General features: G+C 63.9%; 22 protein-coding genes. 13 read left to right on the top strand and 9 right to left on the bottom strand.

Annotation, left to right across the window (positions count from 1 at the left end; all coding sequences use genetic code 11):
• Window positions 1–96: 96 nt before the first annotated feature.
• The 3 genes from E8L22_RS05885 to E8L22_RS05880 all read right to left on the bottom strand — a co-directional run bounded on the left by E8L22_RS05885 (window position 97) and on the right by E8L22_RS05880 (window position 996).
• Window positions 97–537, bottom strand: a complete 441-nt coding sequence (locus E8L22_RS05885; RefSeq protein ID WP_136524265.1) for a ferritin-like domain-containing protein — start codon at window positions 535–537, stop codon at window positions 97–99.
• 87 nt (window positions 538–624) lie between these two features.
• Window positions 625–792 carry a hypothetical protein gene (locus tag E8L22_RS21490; RefSeq protein WP_198420122.1) on the bottom strand — a complete coding sequence of 56 codons (168 nt, stop codon included), beginning with the start codon at window positions 790–792 and terminating at the stop codon, window positions 625–627.
• A gap of 24 nt (window positions 793–816) precedes the next feature.
• Window positions 817–996: an SAP domain-containing protein gene (locus E8L22_RS05880; RefSeq protein WP_136524264.1), complete on the bottom strand. Its 180-nt coding sequence runs from the start codon at window positions 994–996 to the stop codon at window positions 817–819.
• A 335-nt stretch (window positions 997–1331) separates the two neighbouring features.
• Between E8L22_RS05880 and ligD the strand changes: the two genes are divergently transcribed.
• From ligD to E8L22_RS05870, 3 genes are all read left to right on the top strand, one after another.
• Window positions 1332–4010, top strand: coding sequence for a DNA ligase D (gene ligD, locus E8L22_RS05875; RefSeq protein ID WP_136524263.1), 2679 nt, complete (start codon window positions 1332–1334; stop codon window positions 4008–4010).
• A gap of 71 nt (window positions 4011–4081) precedes the next feature.
• A complete protein-coding gene (locus E8L22_RS21365) occupies window positions 4082–4231 on the top strand; it encodes a hypothetical protein (RefSeq protein WP_162604783.1) in 150 nt (49 codons plus the stop codon).
• Between the two features lie 154 nt (window positions 4232–4385).
• The gene (locus E8L22_RS05870; RefSeq protein WP_136524262.1) at window positions 4386–4562 is read left to right on the top strand and encodes a DUF1328 family protein; all 177 of its coding nucleotides are present in this window, start codon (window positions 4386–4388) and stop codon (window positions 4560–4562) included.
• 53 nt (window positions 4563–4615) lie between these two features.
• On the opposite strand, the gene E8L22_RS05865 is transcribed toward E8L22_RS05870, so the two are convergent.
• Both E8L22_RS05865 and E8L22_RS05860 read right to left on the bottom strand, forming a co-directional pair.
• Window positions 4616–5488 carry an ADP-polyphosphate phosphotransferase gene (locus E8L22_RS05865; RefSeq protein WP_136524261.1) on the bottom strand — a complete coding sequence of 291 codons (873 nt, stop codon included), beginning with the start codon at window positions 5486–5488 and terminating at the stop codon, window positions 4616–4618.
• A 223-nt stretch (window positions 5489–5711) separates the two neighbouring features.
• Complete coding sequence (locus E8L22_RS05860; protein WP_136524260.1) at window positions 5712–7505, bottom strand: thiamine pyrophosphate-requiring protein; 1794 nt, start codon at window positions 7503–7505, stop codon at window positions 5712–5714.
• A 208-nt stretch (window positions 7506–7713) separates the two neighbouring features.
• Here E8L22_RS05860 and E8L22_RS05855 point away from each other — a divergent pair, with 208 nt between their 5' ends.
• From E8L22_RS05855 to E8L22_RS05805, 10 genes are all read left to right on the top strand, one after another.
• Complete coding sequence (locus E8L22_RS05855) at window positions 7714–10599, top strand: 4Fe-4S dicluster domain-containing protein (protein ID WP_136524259.1); 2886 nt, start codon at window positions 7714–7716, stop codon at window positions 10597–10599.
• Between the two features lie 24 nt (window positions 10600–10623).
• Window positions 10624–12498: a quinol:electron acceptor oxidoreductase subunit ActD gene (locus E8L22_RS05850; protein ID WP_136524258.1), complete on the top strand. Its 1875-nt coding sequence runs from the start codon at window positions 10624–10626 to the stop codon at window positions 12496–12498.
• Window positions 12485–13537, top strand: a complete 1053-nt coding sequence (nrfD, locus tag E8L22_RS05845) for an NrfD/PsrC family molybdoenzyme membrane anchor subunit (protein WP_136524257.1) — start codon at window positions 12485–12487, stop codon at window positions 13535–13537. Before E8L22_RS05850 ends, nrfD begins: the two co-directional genes overlap by 14 nt.
• Window positions 13534–14067 carry a cytochrome c3 family protein gene (locus E8L22_RS05840; protein ID WP_136524256.1) on the top strand — a complete coding sequence of 178 codons (534 nt, stop codon included), beginning with the start codon at window positions 13534–13536 and terminating at the stop codon, window positions 14065–14067. The genes nrfD and E8L22_RS05840 overlap by 4 nt, the downstream gene beginning before the upstream one ends.
• Before the next feature lie 125 nt (window positions 14068–14192).
• Complete coding sequence (locus E8L22_RS05835; RefSeq protein WP_136524255.1) at window positions 14193–15578, top strand: cbb3-type cytochrome c oxidase subunit I; 1386 nt, start codon at window positions 14193–14195, stop codon at window positions 15576–15578.
• A complete protein-coding gene (locus tag E8L22_RS05830) occupies window positions 15575–16564 on the top strand; it encodes a cbb3-type cytochrome c oxidase subunit II (protein ID WP_136524254.1) in 990 nt (329 codons plus the stop codon). The genes E8L22_RS05835 and E8L22_RS05830 overlap by 4 nt, the downstream gene beginning before the upstream one ends.
• Before the next feature lie 168 nt (window positions 16565–16732).
• Window positions 16733–17038: a cbb3-type cytochrome oxidase assembly protein gene (locus E8L22_RS05820; RefSeq protein WP_136524253.1), complete on the top strand. Its 306-nt coding sequence runs from the start codon at window positions 16733–16735 to the stop codon at window positions 17036–17038.
• Window positions 17032–17313 (top strand): hypothetical protein, encoded by a 282-nt coding sequence (locus E8L22_RS05815; protein WP_246044558.1) that lies wholly within the window; start codon window positions 17032–17034, stop codon window positions 17311–17313. The genes E8L22_RS05820 and E8L22_RS05815 overlap by 7 nt, the downstream gene beginning before the upstream one ends.
• A 7-nt stretch (window positions 17314–17320) precedes the next feature.
• The gene (locus E8L22_RS05810) at window positions 17321–17611 is read left to right on the top strand and encodes a hypothetical protein (protein WP_136524252.1); all 291 of its coding nucleotides are present in this window, start codon (window positions 17321–17323) and stop codon (window positions 17609–17611) included.
• Window positions 17608–18087: a c-type cytochrome gene (locus tag E8L22_RS05805; RefSeq protein WP_136524251.1), complete on the top strand. Its 480-nt coding sequence runs from the start codon at window positions 17608–17610 to the stop codon at window positions 18085–18087. Before E8L22_RS05810 ends, E8L22_RS05805 begins: the two co-directional genes overlap by 4 nt.
• Window positions 18088–18095: 8 nt before the next feature.
• Here E8L22_RS05805 and E8L22_RS05800 read toward each other — a convergent pair whose 3' ends face one another.
• From E8L22_RS05800 to E8L22_RS05785, 4 genes are read right to left on the bottom strand one after another with little or no spacing between them, the layout of a single operon-like run.
• Window positions 18096–20846 (bottom strand): hybrid sensor histidine kinase/response regulator, encoded by a 2751-nt coding sequence (locus E8L22_RS05800; protein ID WP_136524250.1) that lies wholly within the window; start codon window positions 20844–20846, stop codon window positions 18096–18098.
• A gap of 35 nt (window positions 20847–20881) precedes the next feature.
• Window positions 20882–23119, bottom strand: coding sequence for a GspE/PulE family protein (locus E8L22_RS05795; RefSeq protein ID WP_136524249.1), 2238 nt, complete (start codon window positions 23117–23119; stop codon window positions 20882–20884).
• 35 nt (window positions 23120–23154) lie between these two features.
• The gene (locus tag E8L22_RS05790) at window positions 23155–25299 is read right to left on the bottom strand and encodes a putative bifunctional diguanylate cyclase/phosphodiesterase (RefSeq protein WP_136524248.1); all 2145 of its coding nucleotides are present in this window, start codon (window positions 25297–25299) and stop codon (window positions 23155–23157) included.
• A complete protein-coding gene (locus E8L22_RS05785) occupies window positions 25296–25859 on the bottom strand; it encodes a YfiR family protein (protein WP_246044557.1) in 564 nt (187 codons plus the stop codon). The genes E8L22_RS05790 and E8L22_RS05785 overlap by 4 nt, the downstream gene beginning before the upstream one ends.
• Window positions 25860–25865: the final 6 nt, after the last annotated feature.

Here is a 25865-nt window from a genome sequence, read left to right as displayed (position 1 = left end):
AAGGGAGCCCGAATCCTGCCGGACCCGGGCTCCCTTTTCATCGGTGAACCGCGCGGGCTTTGAACCGCACTGACGCTGTTAGAAACCTCCCCCGGATTACTTGCGCACCGTCGGGAGCGCCTCGCGGATGAAGGAGAGATGGCGCTGTTCGTCGGCGTAGTTGGCGCGCACGATGGCGGAAATATCGACGGGAAGATCCAGTTTCGACGCCTCCTCGTAGCGGCTTGTGGTGAGCCGCTCGTTGCTCTCCATTGCCTCAAGGGCACCCTTCGTCCCGGTCAGACTCCTGAGAGCGGTGAAGCCGGAGATCAGGAAACCTTTGAAGTCCGAACTGAGCTCCGGCGGCGTCCCTCCCAGTTCCAACATCTTCGCCGAGAGAAGGTCGATGTGCTTTCTGTGGTCGGCCTGGAACTGGATCAGCTTGTCCTTGATGATCGGCTCGTTAACGTTCTTGATCGCCTGATCGTACGCATGGGTTGCGTCGACGTCGAGCTGGATCAGTTTTTCCAATTGATCGAGAATGTCGTCCCTGTTCATGCTGTTACCTCCGGATAGATTTTGGTTGTCCGCACTGTTTTCCCTCCTGCAGGCAGCATGAAGCGCTGATAGCATGGACTGCAGCCCCTATTCCTCCTTCATCTTTTCGCGCAGGACCCAGTTGTGCCCTGTGGATCTGCCATGATTTTCTCCCGCCTCGCGGGCCATTTCCCTGCTCTCAAGCCAGTCGGTTATCGCACCGCAGCCGTCCTTGCACTCGGGGAGGTAGCGGTACTTTGTGTAGTCGAAGTCCATGGAGCCTCCTTTACGGTCCCGGCGTCAGTTGCAGTCTTCGGCCCAGAGGCACCCCTGCTGGCCGCACTGCCCCGACTGCCCCGAATCGAAACACGCGATATTCCCTTCTGTGCTTTGGATTAGGCGGATCAATTCGCCCTTTTTCAACTTGCCGCAGGGGATCTCCATACGTTGTGCTATTTCCTTGATTTCCTGAACCTTCATCTTGCTTCTCCTTTCTGCGCCTCAGTGGGCCTCGCTTCCTTAAAATTGACAACGCCTAATAATCTAACCGCCGGTCTCCCGTTGTCAAAGACAAATGGCGATAATCCCTCCCCGGATGACCATACCTCTAAACTAAGTTGCCGAGGGTCCCCGCCCCCGGAGGGGGAGGGACAGGGAGGGGGCTCCACGTGCTTCCCCCCTCCCGCCCTCCCGCCCTCCCCCCTCCGGGGGGACGTGTGCCCACCGCCACTTACAATGCGCAGATGATGAAGTCGTCCCGCGAGCCTGAGGTTTTCGCTGTGATAGACTCATGTGCAGCAAAAGGAGGTGTTCTCATGGGGCTGGAGGAATACCGTCGCAAGCGGGACCTGGGGAAGACGCCCGAGCCGTCGGGCCAGGGCGGGAAGGGTTCGAACGCGCTGCGCTTCGTGATCCACAAGCATGCGGCCTCGCACCTGCACTACGATTTCCGCCTCGAGATCGACGGGGTGCTGAAGAGCTGGGCGATTCCGAAGGGACCGTCCCTGGACCCGTCGGTGAAAAGGCTCGCCATGATGGTCGAGGATCACCCCTACGAGTACGGCGATTTCGAAGGCGTCATCCCGAAGGGCAATTACGGCGCCGGGGAGGTGATCATCTGGGACACCGGGACCTTCCACGCTGCTGCCTCCGAGGAGCGGGAGCGGAGCCTCGAGCTTCTGCGGGAGGGGCTGCGGAAAGGGGACCTGAAGTTCATCCTGCGCGGCGAAAAGGTGAGCGGTGAGTTTGCTCTGGTACGGATCAAGGGGGAGAAGGGGAACTCCTGGCTGTTGATCAAGAAAAACGACCGCTTCGCAAGCACCGAAGATGTGACCCTGCAGGAGCGCTCCGTGGTGAGCAACGTGACCATCGAGGACCTGCGCGCCGGGAGGGCGCCCGCGCTCCGCGTCGGCAGCTTTGAGGCAGAGCGGGCGGCCCAGCATACCCAGGCTGCTCTGCCAGCCCAGTCGGACCAGTCGGACAGGTCAGACACTCCCGGCACCGCCCCCCCCGCCGAGATGCCGCACCAGATTGCACCCATGCTCGCCACCTCGGCTGCCGAGCCCTTCGACGACCCGGACTGGCTCTTTGAGATCAAGCTCGACGGCTACCGCACCATCGCCGAACTCTCCGGTGCCGACGTGCTCCTCTACTCCCGCAACAACCTCTCCTTCAACCGCAAGTTCCCTTCCCTGGTGCGCTCCCTTGCCGCCCTAAACCTTAACGCCGTCTTGGACGGCGAAGTGGTCGCCCTGGACGAAAGCGGCAGATCCTCGTTCCAGCTGCTGCAAAACTACCAGCGCACCGGGCGCGGCAACATCTGCTTCTTCGCCTTCGACCTCCTCTACCTGGACGGGGAAGACCTGCGCGACCAGCCGCTTCTCGCCCGCAAGGGAAGAATGCACACCCTGCTCCCCGACCTACCGGACATCCGTTACAGCGACCACCTCATGGAGTACGGCAGGGAGTTCTTCGACCTCGCCCGCCGCAACAACCTGGAAGGTATCCTCGCCAAGCGGGCGACGAGCACCTACCAGACCGGCCGCAGGAGTAAAGACTGGCTGAAAATCAAGATCCGCATGCAGCAGGAGGCGGTGATCTGCGGCTTCACCGAGCCGCGCCGCAGCAGGAAGGGGTTAGGCGCCTTGGTGCTCGGCGTCTACGAGGACGAACGGCTGGTCTGCATCGGCTTTGCGGGCGGCGGGTTCGACGACGCCGGACTCAAGGAGATGCACGATCTGCTGCAACCGCTGGTACAGGCCGCTTCTCCCTTCAAAATGCCGGTAAAATCCGACATGCCGATCACGTGGGTCAGGCCCGAGCTGGTCTGCGAGGTGGAGTTTTCCGAGTGGACAGAAGAGAACGTGATGCGCCACCCGATTTTCCTGGGCCTCAGGGAGGACAAGGATCCGAGGAGCGTGGTGCGGGAACTGGTCCGGACCGAGGTTGCGCATCCGCCTGCCGCAGAACCGGAGCCCCTCGCCGCGCCGTTGACAGTCGCGCCTTCCCCCTCAAAGACGGATGACGCCCCCGCATCGGCGGAGAGCCGCCCCACCTCGCGCAGGAAGGAGCACTCCGTCGGCAACGGCCGGAACGAGACCCTGGTGCTCGACGGGCATCGCATCGAACTCACCAACCTCGACAAGGTGTTCTGGCCGCAGGAGGGATACACCAAGGGGGACGTCGTCGCCTACTACCGGACCGTGGCCCACGCCATGCTGCCGCACCTTGTCGACCGCCCCGAATCGCTGTACCGCACCCCCAACGGCATCGCCGAACCCGGCTTTTTCCAGAAGGAAACCGGGGATCTTCCCCCCTCCTGGATCGCCACCCGCGAGATTTTCTCGAAGCACGTCGACAAGAACATCAAGTTCCTCATCTGCCAGGACGAGGCGACCCTGATCTACATGGCGAATCTCGGCTGCATCGAGATCAACCCATGGCTTTCGCGACTGCAGCAGCTCGACTATCCCGACTATTTCGTCATCGACCTCGACCCGGAAGACATCCCCTTCGCAAAGGTCATCGACGCGGCGCTCGCGGTGCGGGAGGTGCTGGAAAAGGCGGGCGCCGCAAGCTTCCCCAAGACCTCCGGCGCCACCGGGATCCATATCTACGTCCCCCTTGGCGGGAAGTACGACTACGACACCGCGGGCGGCTTCGCGAAGATCGTTGCAACCCTGGCGCATCACAAAACCCCGGAGTTCACCAGCCTGCTACGCAGCCCAAAACTGCGGCAGAAACGGGTCTATCTCGACTTCCTACAGAATAAGCCGGGGCAGACGCTTGCCGCCCCTTACAGCATCCGTCCCCGTCCGGGCGCGCCGGTCTCCGCGCCGCTCAAGTGGGAGGAGGTTAAGCCGGGGCTCGACCCCGGTCAGTTCACCATCCGGACCATGCCAGGGCGCCTGGAGCGGATGGGCGACCTCTTCGCCGGCGTACTCGGCCCCGGCATCGACCTGGAACGTTGCATCGAAAACCTGGAGCGGGGATGAGCGGTTGCGACCGGTGAGACAGCGGCTATAATCGGGCCTGGTTAAAATTATCCAACAAAGGAGGAAAGGCCATGAAAGTGGAAGAGGGTGATGTCCTGGTCTGCAGCACGGAGGATTGCGAGGTTGAACTGACCGTCACACGGGCCTGCAAGTCCAAGACCTGCGGTGCCGCCTGCGAGATCGAAGCGACCTGTTGCGACGAACCGATGGAGCTCAAGTAAAGGCGGGGCCGACCCCACAATGGGTCGGCCCCTCTCTTGTCAGCCGTGTCTTTTTCAACTCCAAGTATTAAAAAAAGACAAGCTATTAAAGCCGAAATCCCCCATGATACACTTTATACAAGGAAGTTAATGAACCATGGGGAGGTGAAAGGTCATGCTACGTTGGGCAGTGATATTCTTCATCATCGCGATCATCGCTGCGGTATTCGGCTTCGGTGGTATTGCAACAGCGGCGGCCGGTATCGCGAAACTGCTCTTCTACCTGTTCCTGGTTGTCGCCGTAGTGATGCTCGTGGCAGCTCTGTTGGCTGGCCGCGGCATTACTCGATGACACAGCACGAGGTACGACCTTCAATCGAGGCGGCGCAAGCCGCCTCTTCGCTGTCAGCCCTTTGCCAGTTCCTGACGAATCCTCTGCAACTCATCCCGTCTTTCCTGGGACACTTCCGGATATTTCATCTTGAGTCCCTCCAAAAGGTCCAGCAGCACCTGCGCCACGATGAGCCTCGCGTTCTTCTTGTCATCCGCCGGGACGACATACCAGGGTGATTCCTTGGTGCTTGTCGCGTTCAGGCACTCCTCGTAGGCATCCATATAACGCTTCCAGAGCTTGCGTTCGTCGATGTCACCCCGGTCGAACTTCCAGTTCTTCTCCGGGTTGTCGATCCTCTCTAGGAACCGCTTGCGCTGCTCATCCTTGGAGACGTGGAGGAAGAACTTCACGATGCGCGTGCCGTTGCGGGTAAGGTGCGCTTCCAAATCCGTCATGGATCTGAAACGGTCATGCCAGATCCCTTTCCTGGCAGCCAGGGCGTCAGGCAGGTTTTCGCCGGCCAGGATCTCCGGGTGCACGCGGACGATCAGCACCTCCTCGTAGTAGGAGCGGTTGAAGATGCCGATGCGCCCGCGTTCGGGCAGACGCCTCATGCTGCGCCAGAGAAAATCGTGGTCGAGCTCTTCCGCGCTCGGGTGCTTGAACGAGTAGACCTCACATCCCTGGGGGTTGATCCCCGAGAGGACGTGCTTGATCATGCTGTCCTTCCCCGCCGCGTCCATCGCCTGGAAGATGAGCAGGATCGACCAGCTGTTATTCGCGTAGAGGAGCCCCTGCAGGGCGCTCATGCGCTCGATCTGCTCGTTCAGAAGCTCGCGGTACTCCTCCTTGGAGCGGTAGAACGGATCTACCATGGTGGGGGACTTGGCCAGCTTCACCTGGTCTTTCGGTTTCACCCGGAACTGCTCGGTCTGAATTTTCATGCGCCCCTCCTCGTCGGTTGCGACAGTTTGAGGCTAGCGCAGTTTCCCCGGTTTTCAATGAGAGTGAAACGGCGGGAGGCTCATTGGCCGTGCGCACCTCTCCTCGCCGGGAAGCGACGTCCCCTCCCCCGGAGGGGGAGGGCCAGGGAGGGGGCGCGTAGCGTCGTGTTCCCGGCTTCCCCCCTCCCAACCTCCCCCCTCCGGGGGGAGGAGTGCTTGCAGCCTATGATTTCTCGTTTTTCACCAGGAGCTTGGACATCATCTGTTTGGCGGACTGGCTCATGATGCCACCAAGGTTCGGATCCCCTTTGAAGAGCGAGGCGACGAATCCCTTTGCCTGCTCGAAGGTGATGTGCGGCGGCAGGGGGGGGACGTCCGGGTCGCACATGGCATCAATCACCACCGGCCGCTTCGCTCGCAGTGCGGTCTTCCACGCCTCACGCACCTGCCCCGGGTCCTCCAGCCTGATTCCGTCGAGGCCGAGCATCTCGGCGTAACCTGCATATGGGAAGCGCGGGATGTCCTGTGAGGCCGCGAACTTGGCGTCGCCGTTCATCACCCGCTGCTCCCAGGTCACCTGGTTCAAGTCTCCGTTGTTCAGCACCAGGATCACAAGGTTCGGGTTGCTCCATTGCTTCCAGTACTTGGCGATGTTCACCATGCCGTTGATCCCCTGCATCTGCATGGCGCCGTCGCCGACCATGGCGATAACGGGACGATCCGGATAGTTCATCTTGGCGGCGACCGCGTAGGGAACCCCGGGGCACATGGTGGCGAGCCCCCCGGAGAGCGAGGCCATCATGCCGCGGCGCAGCTTCAGATCGCGGGCGTACCAGTTCGCCGCCGAGCCGGAATCGCAGGTCAGGATAGCCTGGTCCGGCAGCTGTGCCGAGAGCTCCCAGAAGAGGAGTTGCGGGTTGATCGGGTTCGCTGCGAGCTTCGCCCGCGCTTCAAGCACCTCCCACCACTCCGCCACGTCCTTCTCGATCCCCTCACGCCACGACCGGTCCTGCTTCTGCTCCAGAAGCGGGATCAGCGCCCGCAGGGTGAGCCTCGCGTCCCCCTGCAGGTTGACCTCCATCGGGTAGCGCAGTCCGAGCATCCTCGGGCTGATATCGATCTGCACCCCGCGCGCCTGCCCCTCCTTGGGAAGAAACTCGGCATATGGAAAGCCGCTGCCGACCATGAGCAGGGTGTCGCACTCCTTCATCATTTCCCAGCTTGGCTTCGTGCCTAGAAGACCGATGGAGCCGGTCACGTAAGGGAGACCGTCCGGAAGGACCGCCTTGCCGAGGAGTGCCTTGGCGACACCGGCGCCCAGTTTCTCCGCTGCGATGGAAACCTCCTCGCCGGCACCGAGGGCACCGGCACCGACCAGCATCGCCACCTTCTTTCCCGCGTTAAGAACTGCCGCCGCCCGCTGCAGCTCGTCGCGTAGGGGGAGCACCTCCGGCCGTGAAAAACCAAGCCCGGTGAAGGTCGAGCCGTGCTTGCGGACCGGCGCGGCTACCTCGTCCTCCTCCTGGATATCGCTGGGAAGGATGACGCAGGTGACGGTGCGCTCGGCGAGGGCGATCCGTATGGCGCGGTCCACCAGTTGCCGGACCTGTGCAGCACTGGTCGCCATGTGCACGTAGTGATGGGCCACATCCTTGAAAAGCGAGAGGAGGTCCACTTCCTGCTGGTAGTCCGCCCCCATGGCCGTGGTTGCCTGCTGCCCCACGATCGCCACTACGGGCTGGTGGTCGAGCTTCGCATCGTAAAGACCGTTCAACAGGTGTATGGCGCCCGGGCCGGAGGTGGCGATGCAGACGCCGACCTCGCCGGTGAACTTAGCGTGGGCGCACGCCATGAAGGCGGCCTCCTCCTCGTGGCGCGTCTGAATGAACGAGACCTTCTCCTGTTCCCGGTTCAAGGCGCCCATCACCCCGTTGATGCCGTCCCCGGGGTAGCCGTACACCCTGCGCACCCCCCAGTCGTAGAGGCGCTGCACCAGGTAATCGCTGGCTGTTGCCATGAGACCTCCCTTGTTCATTAGATTTGTTGTTTCTAATTTGACTCCAACAGTCTAGAGAGGGGCGTTTCATTGTCAACCCCAGCGCGCCCCGGCGGTTATTTCAGGACTCCCTTGACAACCAACCTCGCCTTGATAAAAAAGGTTAAACTTTTTTCATCTTCCTTTTCATTGATCCTGGACCTTGAAAACCGCGGCGCGAGGGAGAGCGATGTCCGAGATTTCCAGACGCACCTTCTTGTGGATCACGGGTGGCAGCAGCATCGCCCTGGCGACCGATCCCCCGCGCAAGCTGGTCAACAAGCTTATCCCCAAGGTGATCCCGCCGGAGGAGATCCGCCCCGGACAATGGACCTTTTACGCCACGACCTGCCGTGAATGCCCGGCGGGGTGCGGCATGCACGTCGCCCACCGGGACGGTCGCGTGACGAAGGCGGAAGGAAACCCGGAACACCCGATAAACCGCGGCGGGCTCTGCGCGCGCGGGCAGTCCTCCCTGCAGGGGCTCTACGACCCGGACCGCGTGGTCCGCGTGCTGCAACGCGCAGGCGACGGCAAAACCGGACGGAAGAGCTGGGACGAGGCGCTCGACGCCATATCCTCCCGCCTTCGCTCGGGGGGGAAGGTGGCCATCCTCTCCAGCCTGCAGACCGGAGCCCTCGCCGACCTCATGAAACGTTTCGCCGCTACCTTCGGCTCGAACCGGGTCCTTTTCTACGAGGCGTTCAATTACGAGGCGCTGCGCGCCGCGCACCAGCGCGTTTTCGGCCTCCCCGCCGTCCCCCGCTACGATCTGGAAAACAGCGACTTCATCCTGAGCTTCGCCGCCGACTTCCTGGAGACCTGGGTCTCGCCGGTTTCCTACGCGCGCCAGTTCGCGGCCATGCACGGTTACCGGGACGGAGCCACCCCGAACCGGATGGCATACGTGGGACCGCGCCTGTCCATGACCGCGAGCAACGCGGACCACTTCTTCCAGGTGGCGCCGGGAGAGCTCCGGCTTGTGGCGGCAACGCTTTTGAAGATCATCATGGACCGCGGCTGGCAACGAAATAACGTCTCCGCGGTGCGACCGGCGATCGAGACCCTCGTCACATCCTTCCCCCCGCCTGCCGTCGACCAGGGAAGCCTGGTCGCCCTGGCGCAGGCGTTCAGCCATGCGCGCCGCCCGGTGGCGCTGGCAGGCCCCGGGGCGGCGAGCGGTCCGGCGGCAACCGATGCGGCCCTTTGCGTCGCACTTTTGAACTACGCCGTTGGCGCCGTCGGCACCACGGTCGACTTCTCCCGCCCCCATGCCCTGAGTGACAGCGCGCGCGACCACGAACTCGACCTCTTCTTCTCCTCGCTCGGACCGCAGGACGTCCTCTTCGTGCACGACACGAACCCCGCCTACAGCAGAAGCGGGGCGGCTGCGCAGATCGGCAGGGCGGGGACGGTGGTGTACCTCGGCTCGCTGATGGATGAAACCGCCTCCCTCGCCCACTGGGTCCTTCCCATCGACACACCTCTCGAGTCCTGGGGGGAGTACCAGCCCGAGCCAAGCATCAACGGCCTGATGCAGCCGACCATGGGGCGCCTTCACGACACGCTCGGTGCGGCGGATGTTTTCCTGGCGCTGGCGCGAAAGGCGGGGCGCCCGCTCGTCACGGAGCGCGGATCAGCCCCTAAGGACTTCCAGGGGTGGCTCAGGGAACGTTGGAACGGGAGCGACCTGAGCTGGAATGCGGCGCTGGAGCAGGGAGGAGTGTGGCAGACACCAGCATCGGACTCCGGTGGCTCACCTTCGCTGCATCCCGAAGGCGTCACCTTCGCCGCGCGACCGGCTGCTGTTCCGGTACGCCGTGATGAAGCGGAACTCTGGCCGTGGCCCTCCATCATGCTCTTCGACGGCAGGCTCGCGAACCGCGGTTGGCTGCAGGAGGTACCCGACCCGATGACCTTCTTCGTCTGGGGGAACTGGATCGACCTCCATCCCCGGAAGGCGGCGGTGCTGAAGATTGACGACGGCGACCAGGTGCAGCTCACCACCGCGTCGGGTTCACTGCGCGCCACGGTACGCATCACCACCGAGGTGAGCGAACACGCCGTGGCGGTCGGCCTGGGACAAGGGCATACGGCATTCGGCAGGAACGCGCGCGGAGTGGGGGCGAACGCTTTCGTCCTCCTTGGCGGACAGAAAAGCGGCTTCTTCACCACCTGCCGCATCAGCCGGGTGACCGGAAATGCCCTCCCCCCGATCCGCACCTCGATAGAAAGCAAACAGCTGCACCGCGACGTGATCCAGTCGGTACGCTTCTCCGTGCTGCGCACCATGAAACCCGGGGAGGGTGACCGCCTGGATCTACCGCTTCCGGAGGATTACCGCCCGGAGCGGGACATGTACCCGCCGCACCAGCACAAGAAGCACCGCTGGGGGATGGTCATCGACCTGCAGCGCTGCATCGGCTGCGGCGCCTGCACCGTCGCCTGCTACGCCGAGAACAACGTCGCGGTGGTTGGGAGGGAGCTCGTCGCGGACGGGCGCGAGATGGCGTGGCTCAGGGTCGCCCCCTACCGGGTGCCGGAGCAGCCGTGGCGCTACGCGTGGTTGCCGCTTTTGTGCCAGCACTGCGACGCCGCCCCCTGTGAGCCGGTCTGCCCGGTCTTCGCGGCGGTGCACAACGAGGAGGGGCTGAACGCCCAGATCTACAACCGCTGCATCGGCACGCGCTACTGTTCCAACAACTGCCCCTATAAGGTGCGCCGCTTCAATTGGGTGAACCAGGAATGGAAAAAGCCCCTGGACCTGCAGTTGAACCCGGAGGTGACGGTGCGCCAGCGCGGCGTGATGGAGAAGTGCACCTTCTGTGTGCAGCGCATCCGGCAGGCCGAGTACAAGGCCGCGCGCGAGGGGCGACCGGTCAGGGACGGCGAGATCGTTCCCGCCTGCGCCCAGACCTGTCCAGCCGGGGTGTTCACCTTCGGGGATCTGATGGACCCGAACGCCGCAGTGACCAGGCTCACCCGCACCGATCCGCGCCGCTACCACCTGTTGCACGAGCTGCACACGAAACCGGCGGTGACCTTTTTGAGAAGAGTGGAGAACGACCTGGTCTGACAGGGTCGGACAATGGAGAACACCGTGCCAGAACTGAGCTACGGCCAAATCAACGACGATGCCCTCAACCCCATGGGAAAGCCCGGCCTCGCGTACCTGCTCGCCATCGTGATGCTGGCGGGGCTCGCGGGACTCGGGGCGCTCTGCCTCATGTACCAGACCCAGGCGGGCATGGGGGTGACCGGGCTGAACCGCCCCGTGGGATGGGCGGTCTACATCACCAACTTCGTCTTCTGGGTCGGGATCGCCCACTCGGGCACCCTCATCTCCGCCATTCTCTACCTGATGCGCGCCAAGTGGCGCGACGCCGTCTCCCGATCGGCCGAGGCGATGACCATCTTCGCAGTCATGACCGCCGGGCTCTTCCCGCTCATCCACCTCGGACGCCTCTGGGCCGCCTACTACATAGTCCCCTACCCCTCCCAGCGCGAGCTCTGGCCCAACTTCGTGAGCCCCCTCGTGTGGGACGTCCTCGCCGTCACCACCTATTTCACCGTGAGCCTCATCTTCTGGTACATCGGCCTCGTGCCAGACCTCGCGTCGGCACGGGACCGCTACCTCGCGGAACTCGGCCCGGAGCACCTGAAGAGCAGGATCTACCGCGCCCTGGCGCTCGGATGGTCCGGCTCGGGAACCCAGTGGCACCACTACGGCCGCTCCTACCTCTTCTTCGCTGCTCTCGCCACGCCGCTCGTGGTCTCGGTGCACTCTGTGGTCTCCTGGGACTTCGCCATGAGCCTGCTCCCCGGATGGCACAGCGCCATCTTCCCCCCCTACTTCGTCGCGGGCGCCATCCACTCCGGCCTCGCCATGGTGCTCACCCTGATGATCCCGATGCGGAAGCTTTTGCACCTCGAGCGTCTGGTTGAGATGCACCACTTCGAGATGCTTGCGAAGACCATCATTCTCACCGCGACCATCGTCGGTTACGCCTACGCCGTGGAGGCGTTCATCGCCTGGTACTCGGGGGACGTCATCGAGTGGCAAAACCACAAGTGGCGCGTGTTCGGCCCGGTGGCCTGGATGTATTGGCTCTGCGTGGTCTGCAACGTGCTGATTCCATGGCTCTTCGTGTTCCGGCGCATGCGCACGAGGACCCTCCCCCTTCTTGTGATCTCGCTCCTCGTGAACGTAGGGATGTGGTTCGAAAGGCTCATGATCATCTATACCTCGCAGGCGCACGACTTCCTGCCGCACAACTTCGGACGCTACCTCCCCACCTGGGTGGAATTGACCATCACCGTCGGCTCTTTCGGCTTCTTCCTCCTCTTCTTCTTCGGCTTCACGAAACTCCTCCCCACCGTACCGCTAAGCGAACTGAAGGGTCACCTGGCCGAAAAGGAAGTGGTGCCGACCGAGGCGTGCAGCCACCGCGTCCGTCCGAGACTGCCGCAACATCGCCCCGCCGTGCTCGCCGTCTTCTCAAACGCCGGACGTCTCTTGCTGGCGGCCAAGGGGTGCTGTGACGGCGGCTTCAAGGTGATGGAGACCTTTTCGCCTGTGAAGATCGAAGAGCTATCCATGGTCATGAAGCAGGCGAAGAGCCCGGTGCGCTGGATCACCCTGGCGGGGGCCCTCGCGGGACTCGGGGGGGGCTTCTGGCTCGCCGCGGGGACCGCACTCGTTAACGGCCTCGTGGTCGGGGGAAAGCCCCCGGTCTCCATCGTCCCCTTCTGCGTGGTCGGTTTCGAGGGAACCATCCTTCTCGGCAGCCTCGCGAACTTGGCCGGGCTCGTGCTCTTCGCCCGACTGTTCCGGCTCGAGCCGCACCCCTTTTACGAGCCACGCTTCTCCCGCGACAAGTTCGGCCTGCTGATCTCCTGCGGCGCCGACGAGTACGAACGCCTGAAGGAGCAACTGGCGCCCGCCCATCCGGAGGAACTCCATGTCCACCAGTGACGGCACGTCGACGAAATCCTGGCTCGTGCTCTGGATGGTGCTCGCCGTAGCCGGGTGCGCCTTGTGGCTCTACCTCCTGAACGGGGCAGATGAGGCACGCGTTTGGCGTGCGCTCCTCGTCAACTTCCTCTTCTTCACCCCGCTTGCGGCGGGACTCGTCGTCTGGCCCGCCATCGTCGCGACCTGCAAGGGGAAATGGCACCACCCGGTCGAGCGGCTGGCGAGCTCCGCGATCGCCTTCGCCCTTCCGTCGCTCGTAACGCTCCTCATCCTTTGGTGGGGGAGCGCGCGCTGGTCCCCCTGGAACGGAGTGAACCACCACCAGGGGGCGTGGCTGCACCCCGGCTTTCTCTTCGGGCGCGACCTGGCCGCGCTCCTTATCTTCTGGGGGCTCGCCCTGTACCACCTGCGGCTTACGCGGCGGGGCGAGGCGGCGCGCTCCGGCGCGGTTCTCGTGCTGGTTTACTGCCTCGCCTTCTCCCTCATCGGCTTCGACCTCGTCATGGCCCTCGATCCCCTCTGGCACAGCAACCTGGCCGGTGGCTACTTCTTCATGTCCGGGCTCTACGGCGCCATGACCTGCTGGGCGCTCTTGTCCGTGTGGCACCCGGAGGCAGGGCCGGACCAGCTCCACGACCTGGGGAAACTGACCGTCGCCTTCAGCCTCATGACCACTTACCTCATGTACTCGCACCTCCTCCCTTACTGGTACGAGAACCTGCCGCGCGAGATCAGGTTCCTAGTGCCGCGCATGCACATGCCGCGATGGCGCCCCTTGAGCTTCTTCCTCGTGGGGCTCGTGTACTTCGGGCCGCTCGTGCTTCTCCTCCCGATCCGGACCAAGCGCAGCCGTGCCGCCCTCGGGACCGTCGCCTTCCTCGTCCTGTGCGGCCTTTGGCTTGAGCGCTGGTGGCTGGTGGCCCCGACCTTCGCCCCGGCGGCGCACCTGGGCCTCGCCGAACTCTCCCTGGCCGCCGGTTTCGCCGGCATCCTCGGCCTTGGCATGCTCGGCGCGCGCAAGAGCGGAGGTACCCCGTGAGCGGGCCGGAGAAAAAGGGGGTGCCGCGCTGGGCGTCTTATGCCGCCGCTACCGCGATCCTGGTTTCGGCGCTGGCCGCGCTCGTCTACCTGAACCGCCTCTACCCGGTGGGGCTCGGCCCGCGCCAGCCCATCCCGTTCAGTCACCGGGTGCATGCCGGGATCAAGCAGATCAGCTGCTTCATGTGCCACGACTCCGCCACGCGCTCCTCCCGGGCCGGGGTCCCGCCGCTGGAGACCTGCCTTTTGTGCCACTCCCGCATCATCCGCAACTATCCGTGGATCGCGCGGCTCAGGGGACACGTGGCGCAGAACCGGCCGGTGGTCTGGGAGAGGGTGAACTGGCTTCCCGAGTTCGTCTATTTCGACCATTCCATGCATCTCATGCGCGGCGTGGACTGCGGCCACTGTCACGGCGACGTGCGGCAGATGGACCGGGTGGCGAAAGCGCGCAAGTTCGAGATGGGTTTCTGCATCCGGTGCCACAAGAAGAACCGGGTAACTCACGACTGCTTCGTTTGCCACAGGTAAACTCCTCCCCCCGGAGGGGGGAGGTCGGGAGGGGTGAAAGTTCCCCGCTGGCGCCCGCTTCCCCCTCCCCAGCCCTCCCCCTCCGGGGGAGGGAGATAAGAGCAAATGTCACCTAGGAGAAGTCGATGATCAACATGATCCGCAAGCCGCAGAGCGCTTCGCTGGCTTTCATGGTCGCCGGCGCGGTCTGGTTCGTGGTGGGCGCCGTGTACGGCATGTTTTCCGCCATACACTTGGTGGCACCGGAGTTCCTGCCGCACGTGGCACCGCTCGTTTTCGGGCGGGAGCGCCCGGTCCACGTGAACACCATGCTCTACGGCTTCGTCGGCACCATGCTCACCGGCATCGGGCTCCATTACGTCCCGGCCCTTCTGAAGACGCGCCTTTGGTCCGAGCCCCTCGGCTGGGTCACCTTCCTCTTCTGGAACCTGACCGTCCTGAGCGGCCCGCTCGGCTTCGCCTTCGGCTTCACCCAGGGGCGCGAGTACAACGAGTACGTCTGGCTCGCCGATGTCTCGCTTGTCATCGCGGTACTCTGCATGATCGTCAACGTCACCCTCACCATCATGAACCGGCGCGAACCGCAGCTCTACGTCTCCATCTGGTACTTCGTGGCGACCTTCCTCTGGACCGCCTGCAACTATCCGCTCGGCAACGTCATGTGGCACCCCGCCACCGGCGCCATGCCCGGCCTGATCGATTCCATCTTCCTCTGGTTCTGGGGGCATAACCTCCCGGGGCTTTTGATCACGCCGCTCGCCACCGGGGCCGCCTATTACGTGATCCCGCGCGTCGCGAAGACCCCGCTCAACTCGCATACACTGTCCCTTCTCGGCTTTTGGCTCCTGATCGCACTCTACAGCCACATTGGGGGGCACCATGTGCTGCAATCCCCCATTCCGAGCTGGCTGAAGACGATCTCGGTGGTCGACTCGATCTCCATGGTGCTCCCGGTCTCCATCGTGGTGATCAACCTATGGCTCACCGCACGCTTCGTCGGCGGACGGGTCTGGAGCGATCCATCGGCGCGACTCGTCATGGCGGGGGTGATCTGGTACATCGTCACGTGCATCCAGGGGCCGCTGCAGTCGCTCCCCTTTCTGCAGCGCGTGACCCATTTCAACAACTGGACCGTAGGCCATGCGCACATCGCCATGCTCGGGTTCGGCGGCTACATCGCCCTAGGCGCCATGTGGCACACGCTCCCCCTGGTTAGCGGCCGCCCCGTCTACTCGCAGCGGCTCATCAACCTGCAGTTCGGCCTGATCACCTTCGGACTCACCGGCTTCTTCGTCGTCCTCACCATGGCGGGGCTCGTGCAGGGGGAAGCCTGGTACAACGGCGAGACCGTGCTCAGGGTGCTGCCGCAGCTCATCCCCTTCATGGTGATGCGGGCGGCACTCGGCGTATTCATCCTCACCGCGTCGATCGTGGGGCTCTTCAACGTCTACATGACGCTGCGCGGCGAAAAAGAGCCGGAAGCGCTGCGGCGCCTCGAGGAGGCGACATGAAGATGACCCCGGCCTTCGTCATCGTCGGCGCGCTCCTCGTCTTCTGGGCCTCCGCCTTCATCATCGTCGGGATCCCGTCGCTCACCATGAAGGAGACCCCCTCGGAGATCTGGCGCCCGTTCACCCCGCTGGAGGCGCGAGGGCACCGGCTCTACGTGGAGAACGGCTGCAGCTACTGCCACTCGCAGTTCATCCGTGTGATCGACTGGGGGATCGGGGCAGAGCGGGTCGCCAAGGCGGGGGACTACGTCGGGATTGAACCGGCCATCCTCGGGAGCGAGCGTACCGGGCCTGACCTCTCGCAGGAAGGGGGGGAGCACAGCGACGACTGGAACCGGGCCCACTTCCTTGACCCGCGCAACACGACGCCGATCTCGCTCATGCCCGCCTGGGACTTCCTCTCCGACGCTGAGATATCGGCGCTCATGGCGTACGTACAAGGGCTCGGGGGGAAAGCGGCGGACCTCAGGGTAAAGCGGCAGCGGGATTGGAAACGGCAGGCTGTAGCGGCGTACGCGGCCGGTGTCGATGCGAATATCGAGTGGCTGCACGGCCAGGTCCCGGAGGTGTGGCGCAGGATGCCGAATCCTTACCCGGCGACCGAGGCGGCCCTGCAGCGGGGCAAGAGGATCTACCAGCAGCTGTGCATCAACTGCCACAGCCCGATCGGCGACGGCAACGGCCCGGCCCAACCGCACCTCAGCCCGCCCCCCTTGAACTTCACCATCCTGAGGCGCCACCTGGTGGAGAACAGGTACATCGGGGGGATCTTCTACTACCAAATCATGAACGGCGTCACCGGCACCGCGATGCCGTATTTCAAGAAGCACCTGGAGTCGGAGAAGATCTGGGACTTGGCCAACTACCTGGCCGTTTCCTTCGTCGGCTACACCGATGCCAACACCGATCCCCGCGGCATCGACGCCTCCTACGAGAACGGCTGGGTGAATCGCTATCAGCCGCCGGCGCTCGCGCCGGGACGCTAGGCGGGCAAAGGGAAAGGTAGGCATTGCGGGCAAGGTGCGGTTCTCGAATAAACTTTTCGGATTTGCCAACGAAAAGCAAATCCCCCCTGTCCCCCCTTCGCAAAGGGGGGAACCTGATGGCTTCGTTTATCCTTCGTGGGAAAGGCCTCTTTCCTCAGGAGTACTGTTATGAACAACCCGCTCGACAGCACCGCCTTCGTGCTCATCTGGATCGGCTTTCCGCTCCTCGCGGGGAGCGTGGCGGCGCTATTTTTCTTCTGGGGGATGCGCAACGGCCAGTTCGCCGACCAGGAGCGCGCCCGCTACCTGCCGCTGGAGTCCGGTTGTGAGGAGGAGGCCCCCACGCGGTCGGAGCCGCCACGTCATGATCGGGGTGACCAGGAAGTGGTGGAGATGCCTTCGCTTTCGCAGCCCGGGCGTCCTGAGACAGGCGGAGGCCCTAAAAAGGGTGTGGGAGGTACGCGTCCATGCTGACCCTCTACCTGTACGTGCTGCAAAACCAGTGGCTCGTCATGACGCTTTTGTGCGGGGTGGCACTCGTAATCGCAACGGCGCTCGTCTACCAGGCGCTCTGGCTGCCGCGCGGTACGGAGAAAAAAAGCGAAGAGATCAAGGTGAGGGGACCGGCAAGCTTCCTCGCATGGCTGCGCTCCTTCATGCCCTGGATCATCATCCTGCTCTTTCTGGCCTGCATCGCGTTCACATTCTTCGAGATCTCGTACAACGCCGGCACCCCCCCCAACTGGTGAGGCCAACATGGAAGAAAAACCGGAATACGACGAGCAGCAGGAGCTGCGTTCCCCCTGGGAGTGGGTGATCCTGATCGTCTTCAGCGCGGCGCTCATGGGGTACGGCTGGCTGGTCTACCTCCTCGTCCAGGACGCAGCAAGGCGCTGGGACTTCGGGCAGCTCCCCGACACGCCGGCGGAGTCGATCTACTCGAGCGAGCAGCCGCGCAGACCGGCGCAACGCCAGATCCAGGCGCTGCCGGAGGCGATACCACTGCAGCCGGCACAGGAACGCGGTAAGGACGGGGGGAAAAGATGAAGAAGCTGATCGCGTTCATGGTCCTCGCCCCCCCGCTGTTCGGTGCCGTGGTTTTCGGCTGGATCCTGGTGCGGGGGCCGAGGATGACGGTGCAGCACCATATTCGCGAATTCCAGATGGTGTTGCCGGGACCGGCGCAGGGGAGCGTGAGCGTTAGACCGATGGCTGCATCGGAGGGCGTGATGGAGGGACCGCGGGCGACCCCGGCGCTCCTCGCGCAGGGGAGGGTGTACTATGATTATTACTGCCTTTTCTGCCACGGTAGTGCGGGCGCAGGAGACGGACCGGTGGGAAACAGCTACGTGCCGAGGCCCGCCGACCTGCGCCGCCCCTCGGTGGGCGCCTACCTGGACGGAGAACTGCTGCACAGGATGCTCACCGGGACGGGACACGAGCCGGTACTCGAACGCGTGGTGCCGCAGCGGCACCGGTGGCCCCTGATGCTTTACCTCCGTGCGCTGGGCGCTCCGCGTTGACCGGAGGGCTACCCCTCCTGCTCCGGCCCTTTCCCGGACAGTACCTCCTGCACCAACTTGGCGAGCTCTTCCATCTGAAACGGTTTCTTCAAAAAAGCCGCCCCTTCCCGGCGCACGCTCTCGTCATCGAGGATGGCGGCGGTGTAGCCCGACATGTAGATGCACTTCGCCCCCGGCCTCATCCTGCGCAGCGCTTCCATCATCTCCTGGCCACGCATCCCGGGCATGAGGACGTCGGTCAGCACCAGGTCGATCTCCACATCAGGGTTTTCCGCCACGACGAGCGCCTCACGGGGATCGGCGATGGCGAGGCAGCGGTATCCCATGCTTTCGAGCATGGACATGGTCAGGTCGCGCACCATGTCCTCGTCCTCCACCAGAAGCACCGTCCCGCTCCCCCGCGCCGGGGCCGGCGCCGCGGGCTCCGGCTCCTGGCACCGCGCTTCCCGGCACCTAGGGAAAAACACTTTAAAGGCGCTGCCGCACCCCGGCTCGGTCTCCACCTCGATGAAGCCGCCGTTTTGCGTGACGATGCCGTACACCGTCGCGAGCCCCAGACCGGTCCCCTTCCCCTGCCTCTTGGTCGTGTAGAAGGGCTCGAAGATGTGCCGTCGCGTCTCGGCATCCATCCCCTCGCCGGTGTCCCGGCACTCGATCCAGACGAAACCTCCCGGCGCCACGTCCGGCGCGCCCGGTGGGGGCGCCTTGAGTTCCACGTTGCCGGTAGCGATGGTGATGGTCCCCCCCTGCGGCATGGCGTCGCGCGCGTTCACCACGAGGTTCATGACGATCTGGTCCAGTTGCACCGGGTCGATGTTGATCTGCCACAGCGCTTCTCCCGGCACCACGACGATGGCGATGTGCTCCCCGATCAGGCGCCCTAGCGACTTGCGCAGCTCCTCCAGCACGGCGTTTACCTGGACCGGCTTGGGCGCGACCACCTGCTGGCGGGAAAAGGCGAGGAGCTGGGCGGTGATGTCGCGTGACTGCTCCGCGGCCTTAACGATCTGCCCCAGGTGTTCTTTCAGCGCCGGATCTCCCGTCTTGTACGAGGCGAGCTCGGCGTTGCCAAGGATCACGGTGAGCTTGTTGTTGAAGTCGTGCGCCACCCCTCCTGCCAGGCGCCCCACCGATTCCAGCTTCTGGGACTGGCGCAGCTGCTCCTCTATGGCGCGCCGCTCGGTGATGTCGCGCACCGTCGCGATGATCCCGACCACCTCTCCAGAGCCGCTGCGCAAGGGAGCGGAGGCGTCGGAAAGCCAGATCTTCCGTCCGGCCGCGTCGCGCCCGCCGAATTCCAAAGTCACCGGGGCCCCGCCCCTCAAAAGCTCCTCCAGGCGCGCCAATAAGCCGCTCTCCCTGAGCCACGGGAAGACCTCGACCGCCTCCCTACCCAGGACATCCTCCGCCCGGAAGCCGCTCAGCTCCTCCATGTACGGGTTCCACACCAGGTAGCGCAGCTCGCGGTCGTACACGATGATCCCCTCGCGGGCGCTGTTGATGATCTCCTGGTTGAACTGCAGGGCGTCCGAGAGCCTTTCCGCGTGGAGCTTCTTCTCGGTGACGTCCTCGTAGACGCCGAGCACGCCCCAGATCGCTCCCTCTTTGTCCCTCAGCGGCATCTTGCTCGTGTCGATCCAGATCACGCTGCCGTCGGCCTGGGTGAGGTTCTCGATGATGTGCATCTTGGCCTGGCCGCTCTCCATGACGGCCCGGTCGTCCGCCAGATACCCCTCGCACTCCTCATCGGTCCAGGGGAGGTCGTGGTCGGTCTTCCCCACCACATCGGAGGGGTCGGAAAGCCCGGCACCCGCGGCGAACTCGCGGTTGCAACCCATGTAGACGCTGTCCCGGTCTTTCCAGAAGATCGACTGCGGGATCGAGTTAATTATGTGACGCAGCACGTCGTTGGTAAGGCGCAACTCTTCCAGGGCCTGGTGCAGCTCGCCGTAGGGACGCTGAACGGCCGCGGCGAACACCCCGTGGTAGATCATGGCGAAGGCAATCAACTTGTACAGGTGCCCCAGCACGTTGTAGGTGTCGTAGACGCTTTTGTAGAGGGTGAAGACGAGTTCGCTGAAGATGCAGAGGGCGAAGGCGCAGACGAAACAGCGGTAGTGGACGTCCTCGGACGCGGTGAGCCGCCTGAGGTATACCGCTATGGCAAGGCAGAGCAGGATGATGATGAGCCACTCCGCCCCCTTCTTGAACGGGGTGAGCCCGTAGCCCGGCACGAAGGTCGCGGGGAGCGCATCCGGGAAGAAGGTGACCAGGACGAAGACGGCGCCGGTGACGGCGAGGACTGCGGCTAAAAGAGGCCAGCGCCCGGACCAGCGCGACCGCCCCTTCTTGCCGACGAAGCCGCTGGCGAGGAAGGAGGCCGCACCGAAGAGGCGGACCGCGATCCAGAACTGGGTGGACTTGTTTGGGGAGTTGGGGGTGATGAAGGAAGGCATCCCCGGATAACCCATGGTGTGCATGAAGTCCATGAGGCCGATCCCGAGGAAGGCGACGCCGAGAAAGAGCGTGTGCCGGTCCCCGCTTTGGCTGTGCGAGAACCAGGCGGCCCCGAAGATGGAGAGGGAAACCATGACGCTGAAGAATTCCACGGTGTTGTGGAAGACCAGGTAGTCGGACGCATCCAGCACCCGGTAAAGCGCCGAGGGGAAAAGTTCGACGAGCAGAAACGGCAACGCCGCAATCAGGCTCACCGCGACGAGCGCCACCCGGCTTCGCATTGGCATGTCGGTCCTAGTCATGGTCTCTTTCCCGGGGGCTGCGTATCTAGATCAGGCTACATGCACACCTTCAGCACCTGCTCGAGATCCGTCTCCCCCTGCATCATCTTAAAAAGGCCGTCCATCTTCAGAGTCCACATCCCGTCATCCATGGCGATGCCGCGCAGCTCGTCCATCCCCTTGCCGTGCCTGATGGCGACCTTCACCGCTTCGGTCCCGGTCATGAGCTCGTGCAGCGCGATGCGCCCCTTGTAGCCGGTTCCCCCGCAGCTGTCACAGCCGACCGCCTTCATGAAGCTCGCTTCCTTGAAGTCCGGGATGACGACGGGCCTCTCCCCCGCGATCTGCGTGAGCGCCGTCACCGCCTCGTCGTAATGCTGCCGCTGGTCGCGCGCCGGCTTCTTGCAGTTCGGGCAGAGCTTCTTGGCCAGGCGCTGCGCCAGGATGCCGAGGAGGGCGTCGGAGAAGTTGAAGGGGTCCATCCCCATCTCGATGAGGCGCACCGCCGCCTCCGGTGCGGAGTTCGTGTGCAGGGTGGAGAAGACGAGGTGACCGGTGAGGGAGGCCTCGATGGCGATCTTCGAGGTCTCCGCGTCGCGCATCTCGCCGATCATTATGACGTCCGGGTCGGCACGCAAAAAGGAGCGCAGCGCCTCGGCGAAGGTGAAGCCGATCTTCGCGTTCACCTGCACCTGGCAAAGCCCCTGCTGCGTGATCTCGACCGGGTCCTCCGCGGTCCAGATCTTGCGCTCCTGCGTGTTGATATGGCCCAGTGCCGAGTGCAGCGTGGTGGTCTTACCCGACCCGGTCGGCCCGACGCAGAGGATGATGCCGTGCGGCTTCTCCAGGATCTCCATGAACCGTTCCAGGTTGTGCGGCGTGAGCCCGAGCCCGGTCAGGGGGTAGGGCTTGCTCGCGGCGAGGAGCCTCAGTACCGCCGCCTCGCGCCCCCCCACCATCGGGGTGATCTCGACGCGGTACTCGAGCATCTTCTGCCGGTAACGGAGCAGGATCTTGCCGCTTTGCGGACGGCGCCGCTCTGCGATGTTCAGGTCCGCCATGATCTTTATGCGCACCAGGATGGCACCCTTGTAGGAGGCGGATACCTTGTGCGCCGCCACGCACTCGCCGTCGACGCGGTAGCGGATCCCCAGCGGCTCGTTGCCGGTACCCGGCTCGAAGTGGATGTCGGAAGCCCCCTGGTTGTAGGCGTCGATGAGGATTCGGTTCACCAGCGAGATGATCTTCGAGTCCGGCTCGAAGAGCAGGCGGGTATCGTCCGCCTCCTCCTCGATGGTGACCGTCTCCGCCTCCCCCTTCATCGAGTTCAGCAGGGTGTCCACGGTGTCGATCCGGTTCCGGTAGTACTTCTCGATTGCCGCGGTGATCTTTTGCTGCGGGGCCACCACGAGTTCGGTGGCGAAGTTGGTCGAGAACCTCAGGTTGTCGCCGATGCTGAGATCGGTGGGGGAGGAGGTGGCGACGGTAAGGGTCCTACCCTCCAGCGAGATCGGGAACACCTTCAGGCGGGTGGCGAGCCCCTCGGAGATGGCGCCGAGCGCTGCGTCGCTCGGGACGACCGTGTCGAGGTCCACGTAGCGGAGCCTGAACTTGGTAGCGAGCGCCGAGAGGAGCTGCTCCTCGGTGATGAGCCCCTTCATGATGAGGAGTTCGCCTACCTGCAGCTTCTTACCCTTCTGGCTCTTGAAGGCTGCCTCCACCTGCTCGCGGGTCACGAGCCCCGACTCGACCAGGATGTCCCCCACCCTCGCGTGGTGCATGAGGGCGTGCTCCTGCGCCTCGCCTTCGTCGACGGCATCGGCCAAAAGGATCGCGGCGTCCGGATCCCCCCCCTTTGCCTGCTCGGACTGCAGCCTTATCGCGGCTTCCACCTTTTCCGGCGATACGTAGCCGTGGTCCTCAAGGATCTGCCCCGTGCGCCGGTCGTCCTGGCGGTACCTGATCCCAGAGTCGGTGAAGAACGCGGTGTGGTAACTCTCCTCCCCCTGCAGCATCCCGAGGAACCCCTTGAGGAACTTGCCGTTGGCCGGGACGGAAACCCTGAAGGTCTCCCCGGCTATGGTTTGCACCTCCTCGATGGTCTCTTTTCCGCCGCCGATCCCCGCCGGCGGGTTCAGGAAACGTATGTAGCAGATCTCGTCGAGCGAGAAGACAAGCGTCTCCTTCCCCCCCTCCACCTGCACCTCGATCTCGCTGTCCTGGTGCTTGAAGGAGCGGGTGAGTACCCCCCTCACCTCGTCTCCGGTCTTTAGCCTTATCCTCAATTCGTTCATGTCCGTTACCTCTCGGCGCTTCTCCCGCGCCGGTGCTATGCCGCATCCCCGGCCGGGATGCCGGTACCTCGTTCTTGCCTCAGACTGTCTTCATCGGTGAAAAAACGCGCAACTTTCTCGGCGTTCACCGGCCGCGAGATCAGGAAGCCCTGGATCTCGTGGCATCCCTGGTCCTTCAGGGCCTCCAGCTGTTCCACCGTCTCCACACCTTCCGCCACGATCTGCATGTTGAGGCTTTTGGCCATGGCGATAATGGCGGTGACGATGGCCTGATCCTCGGTGCTCTTCATCATGTTGAGGATGAAGGTACGGTCGATCTTCAGCGTGTTGATGGGAAACCGGTGCAGATAGGAAAGCGACGAGTAGCCGGTGCCGAAATCGTCCACGGAGACGGTGATACCCATCTCGCGCAGTTCCCCAAGCACACGGCAGGTGTACTCGTCGTTCTGCATGAGCGCCCCCTCCGTGATCTCGATCTCAAACAGCGCCGGGTCGAGCTCCGTCTTCCCAAGTACCGCGAGGATCGACTCCTTCACGTCCTGGCGCTGAAAGTGGAACGGGGAGAGGTTCACCGCCACCCGCACCGGGGGGTGCCCCACCTCCTGCCAGGCTTTCGCCTGCCGACACGCGGTGCGCATGACCCACTCGGTGAGCTCTGCGATCAAACCGCTCTCCTCGGCGAGGCGGATGAAGCGGTCCGGTCCCAAAAGCCCCAGCCTCGGGTGCATCCAGCGCACCAGCGCCTCGACGCTGGTCACCTTGCCGGTCAGCACGTCGACCTTGGGCTGGTAATGCAGCACGAACTCACCCTGCACGATAGCCTGGCGCAGGTCGGTGAGCAGGGTGACCCGCTCGCTTGCGTGCTCGTTCATCCTCTTCTCGAAGAGGGCGTACACGTTCTTGCCGGCGCCCTTCGCGTGATACATGGCGATGTCGGCGTTCATCAAAAGCTCGTCCACCGTCTTGCCGTCGTTGGGGAACAGGGTCACCCCGATGCTTGCGGTGACGTGGATCTCGCTTTCGCCGAGCCGGAAGGTGTCGGCAAAAAGAGCAACCAGTTTCTGCGCGACGAGGGCGGCGTTTTCCGGCGTGGCGATGTTCTGGCAGAAGACGGTGAACTCGTCCCCGCCAAGCCGCGCCACGGTGTCACAGCTTCGCACCACCGTCGAAAGGCGGCTTGCCACCTCGATGAGGAGCAGGTCGCCGATCCGGTGCCCCAGGGTGTCGTTGATGTCCTTGAAGTGGTCAAGGTCGATGAAGATCACCGCCACCGCCTCCCGCGCCCGTCCCGCAAGTGAGAGCGCCTGGCTCAGCCGGTCGTAAAACAGGGTGCGGTTCGGGAGCCGGGTCAGGGGATCGTAGTGCGCGAGCTGCTGCAGATGCGCCTGGCGCTGCCTGAGGATCTGGTTGCGCTCCTCGATCTCGCACAGCATCTCGTTGAAGCCGTCGTAGAGAAGGCCGATCTCGTCGCTCGAAGGTCTCTGCACGCGCAGAGAGAAGTTCTTGCTGGCGGAAACCTCCTTCATGGTGGCGAGCAGTTCCAGAAGCGGTGACGACACCATCTGCTGCAGCCGCGCAGAGAAGAGGTAGGCGGCAACGAAGGCGGCGCCCATGAACATAAGGGCCGCGACAAGGGTCCAGCCCAGGTTGCGCAGAAAGCCGGAGGCGTTCGCATGGAGCACCACGGTCCCGACCTGCTCGCCGTCGAGATAAATCGACTTCACCGCGCTCGCGTAACCGGAGAAGAACGAACTCCGGTAGGCCTCATTTTGTACCTGTTGTACCGCCCGGGTGATGTCGGCGGGGGTCGCCCCCTCGGGAACGAGCTCCAGGGGGAGCTTCTCCCGCTCCGCGCCCGGGGCCAGGTACCGGGCGAAGAGTCGGCCGTCCTTGGTGATGATGTACGCCGCCAGGATGGAGCTCTTCGCCGCCAGGGGGCGCACCGTGTCCTCCGCCGACTTGGGGTCGTTGAAGACGACCGCCGAGGCGCTGTTTTCCCCGATCACCTCCGCTATGGAGACGAGGTCCTCCTCCTGGGCCCGGTACAGCACCTTCGCCTCCCGCGCCACGAAGAAGAGCGATGCGAGGAGGAGGGTCGCCGTGCAGCAAAGCATGATGATCAGCATCAGCTTGCGTTGCAGCGGGAGGTTTCTTATGAAGTGCTCTCCGGGACGGCTCATGAATCACCCTCTTTTATGATCCTCGCGAGCTTCAGGAGTTGGGAGCTGATCTTGAACCGGGACTGGTGCGCCGCCTTCATGTTGATCTCGAAGCGGACCCTCCCCTCCTGCTCCACGAGCCCGATGATCCCACCTTGGCGGGCAAAATCAGGGAGATCCCCGACGGTGAGTACCGACCTCCTTCGCGCCATGTCGAGGACCCCCGCCAGGTAGCGTTTCTCCACCCCGCTCACCACGAGAAGGTGGCACTCTCCCAGCTCTTCGCCGACCTGCAGGTGCCGGACCAGGACAGGATGTCCAAGCACCGTCTTGCCCCGGTACGGCTCGAGCGCCGCAGCAAAGGGGCCGCGCCCCATGCTGCAGATCATGAGGGGGGCGCCGTTCGAGGCGAACGCCCCCGCCGGCCACTCGATGTACTTCGCCATGTTGTAGACCATGGCCCCCTTCACCTGGTACTCCTGTGCCCCCTCGGCCCCGAGGGGCCGGGGCCCGGACAGGACGAGGGAGGCGGTCAGAACCCCCAGGATGAGCCGGCGCGTCATGTTGAAAATGGTCGGCATCGACAT

This window comes from Geomonas ferrireducens, assembly GCF_004917065.1.
GTDB classification, from domain to species: Bacteria; Desulfobacterota; Desulfuromonadia; order Geobacterales; family Geobacteraceae; genus Geomonas; species Geomonas ferrireducens.
Note: the sequence above shows the minus strand (reverse complement) of the source record. Positions and strands in the feature narration are given on the sequence as shown.

Coding starts and splice junctions, on each gene's coding strand:
- E8L22_RS05885 (WP_136524265.1), bottom strand. CDS start 537: ATGAACAGGGACGACATTCTCGATCAATTGGAAAAACTGATCCAGCTC.
- E8L22_RS21490 (WP_198420122.1), bottom strand. CDS start 792: ATGGACTTCGACTACACAAAGTACCGCTACCTCCCCGAGTGCAAGGAC.
- E8L22_RS05880 (WP_136524264.1), bottom strand. CDS start 996: ATGAAGGTTCAGGAAATCAAGGAAATAGCACAACGTATGGAGATCCCC.
- ligD (WP_136524263.1), top strand. CDS start 1,332: ATGGGGCTGGAGGAATACCGTCGCAAGCGGGACCTGGGGAAGACGCCC.
- E8L22_RS21365 (WP_162604783.1), top strand. CDS start 4,082: ATGAAAGTGGAAGAGGGTGATGTCCTGGTCTGCAGCACGGAGGATTGC.
- E8L22_RS05870 (WP_136524262.1), top strand. CDS start 4,386: ATGCTACGTTGGGCAGTGATATTCTTCATCATCGCGATCATCGCTGCG.
- E8L22_RS05865 (WP_136524261.1), bottom strand. CDS start 5,488: ATGAAAATTCAGACCGAGCAGTTCCGGGTGAAACCGAAAGACCAGGTG.
- E8L22_RS05860 (WP_136524260.1), bottom strand. CDS start 7,505: ATGGCAACAGCCAGCGATTACCTGGTGCAGCGCCTCTACGACTGGGGG.
- E8L22_RS05855 (WP_136524259.1), top strand. CDS start 7,714: ATGTCCGAGATTTCCAGACGCACCTTCTTGTGGATCACGGGTGGCAGC.
- nrfD (WP_136524257.1), top strand. CDS start 12,485: ATGTCCACCAGTGACGGCACGTCGACGAAATCCTGGCTCGTGCTCTGG.
- E8L22_RS05835 (WP_136524255.1), top strand. CDS start 14,193: ATGATCAACATGATCCGCAAGCCGCAGAGCGCTTCGCTGGCTTTCATG.
- E8L22_RS05830 (WP_136524254.1), top strand. CDS start 15,575: ATGAAGATGACCCCGGCCTTCGTCATCGTCGGCGCGCTCCTCGTCTTC.
- E8L22_RS05820 (WP_136524253.1), top strand. CDS start 16,733: ATGAACAACCCGCTCGACAGCACCGCCTTCGTGCTCATCTGGATCGGC.
- E8L22_RS05815 (WP_246044558.1), top strand. CDS start 17,032: ATGCTGACCCTCTACCTGTACGTGCTGCAAAACCAGTGGCTCGTCATG.
- E8L22_RS05810 (WP_136524252.1), top strand. CDS start 17,321: ATGGAAGAAAAACCGGAATACGACGAGCAGCAGGAGCTGCGTTCCCCC.
- E8L22_RS05805 (WP_136524251.1), top strand. CDS start 17,608: ATGAAGAAGCTGATCGCGTTCATGGTCCTCGCCCCCCCGCTGTTCGGT.
- E8L22_RS05800 (WP_136524250.1), bottom strand. CDS start 20,846: ATGACTAGGACCGACATGCCAATGCGAAGCCGGGTGGCGCTCGTCGCG.
- E8L22_RS05795 (WP_136524249.1), bottom strand. CDS start 23,119: ATGAACGAATTGAGGATAAGGCTAAAGACCGGAGACGAGGTGAGGGGG.
- E8L22_RS05790 (WP_136524248.1), bottom strand. CDS start 25,299: ATGAGCCGTCCCGGAGAGCACTTCATAAGAAACCTCCCGCTGCAACGC.
- E8L22_RS05785 (WP_246044557.1), bottom strand. CDS start 25,859: ATGCCGACCATTTTCAACATGACGCGCCGGCTCATCCTGGGGGTTCTG.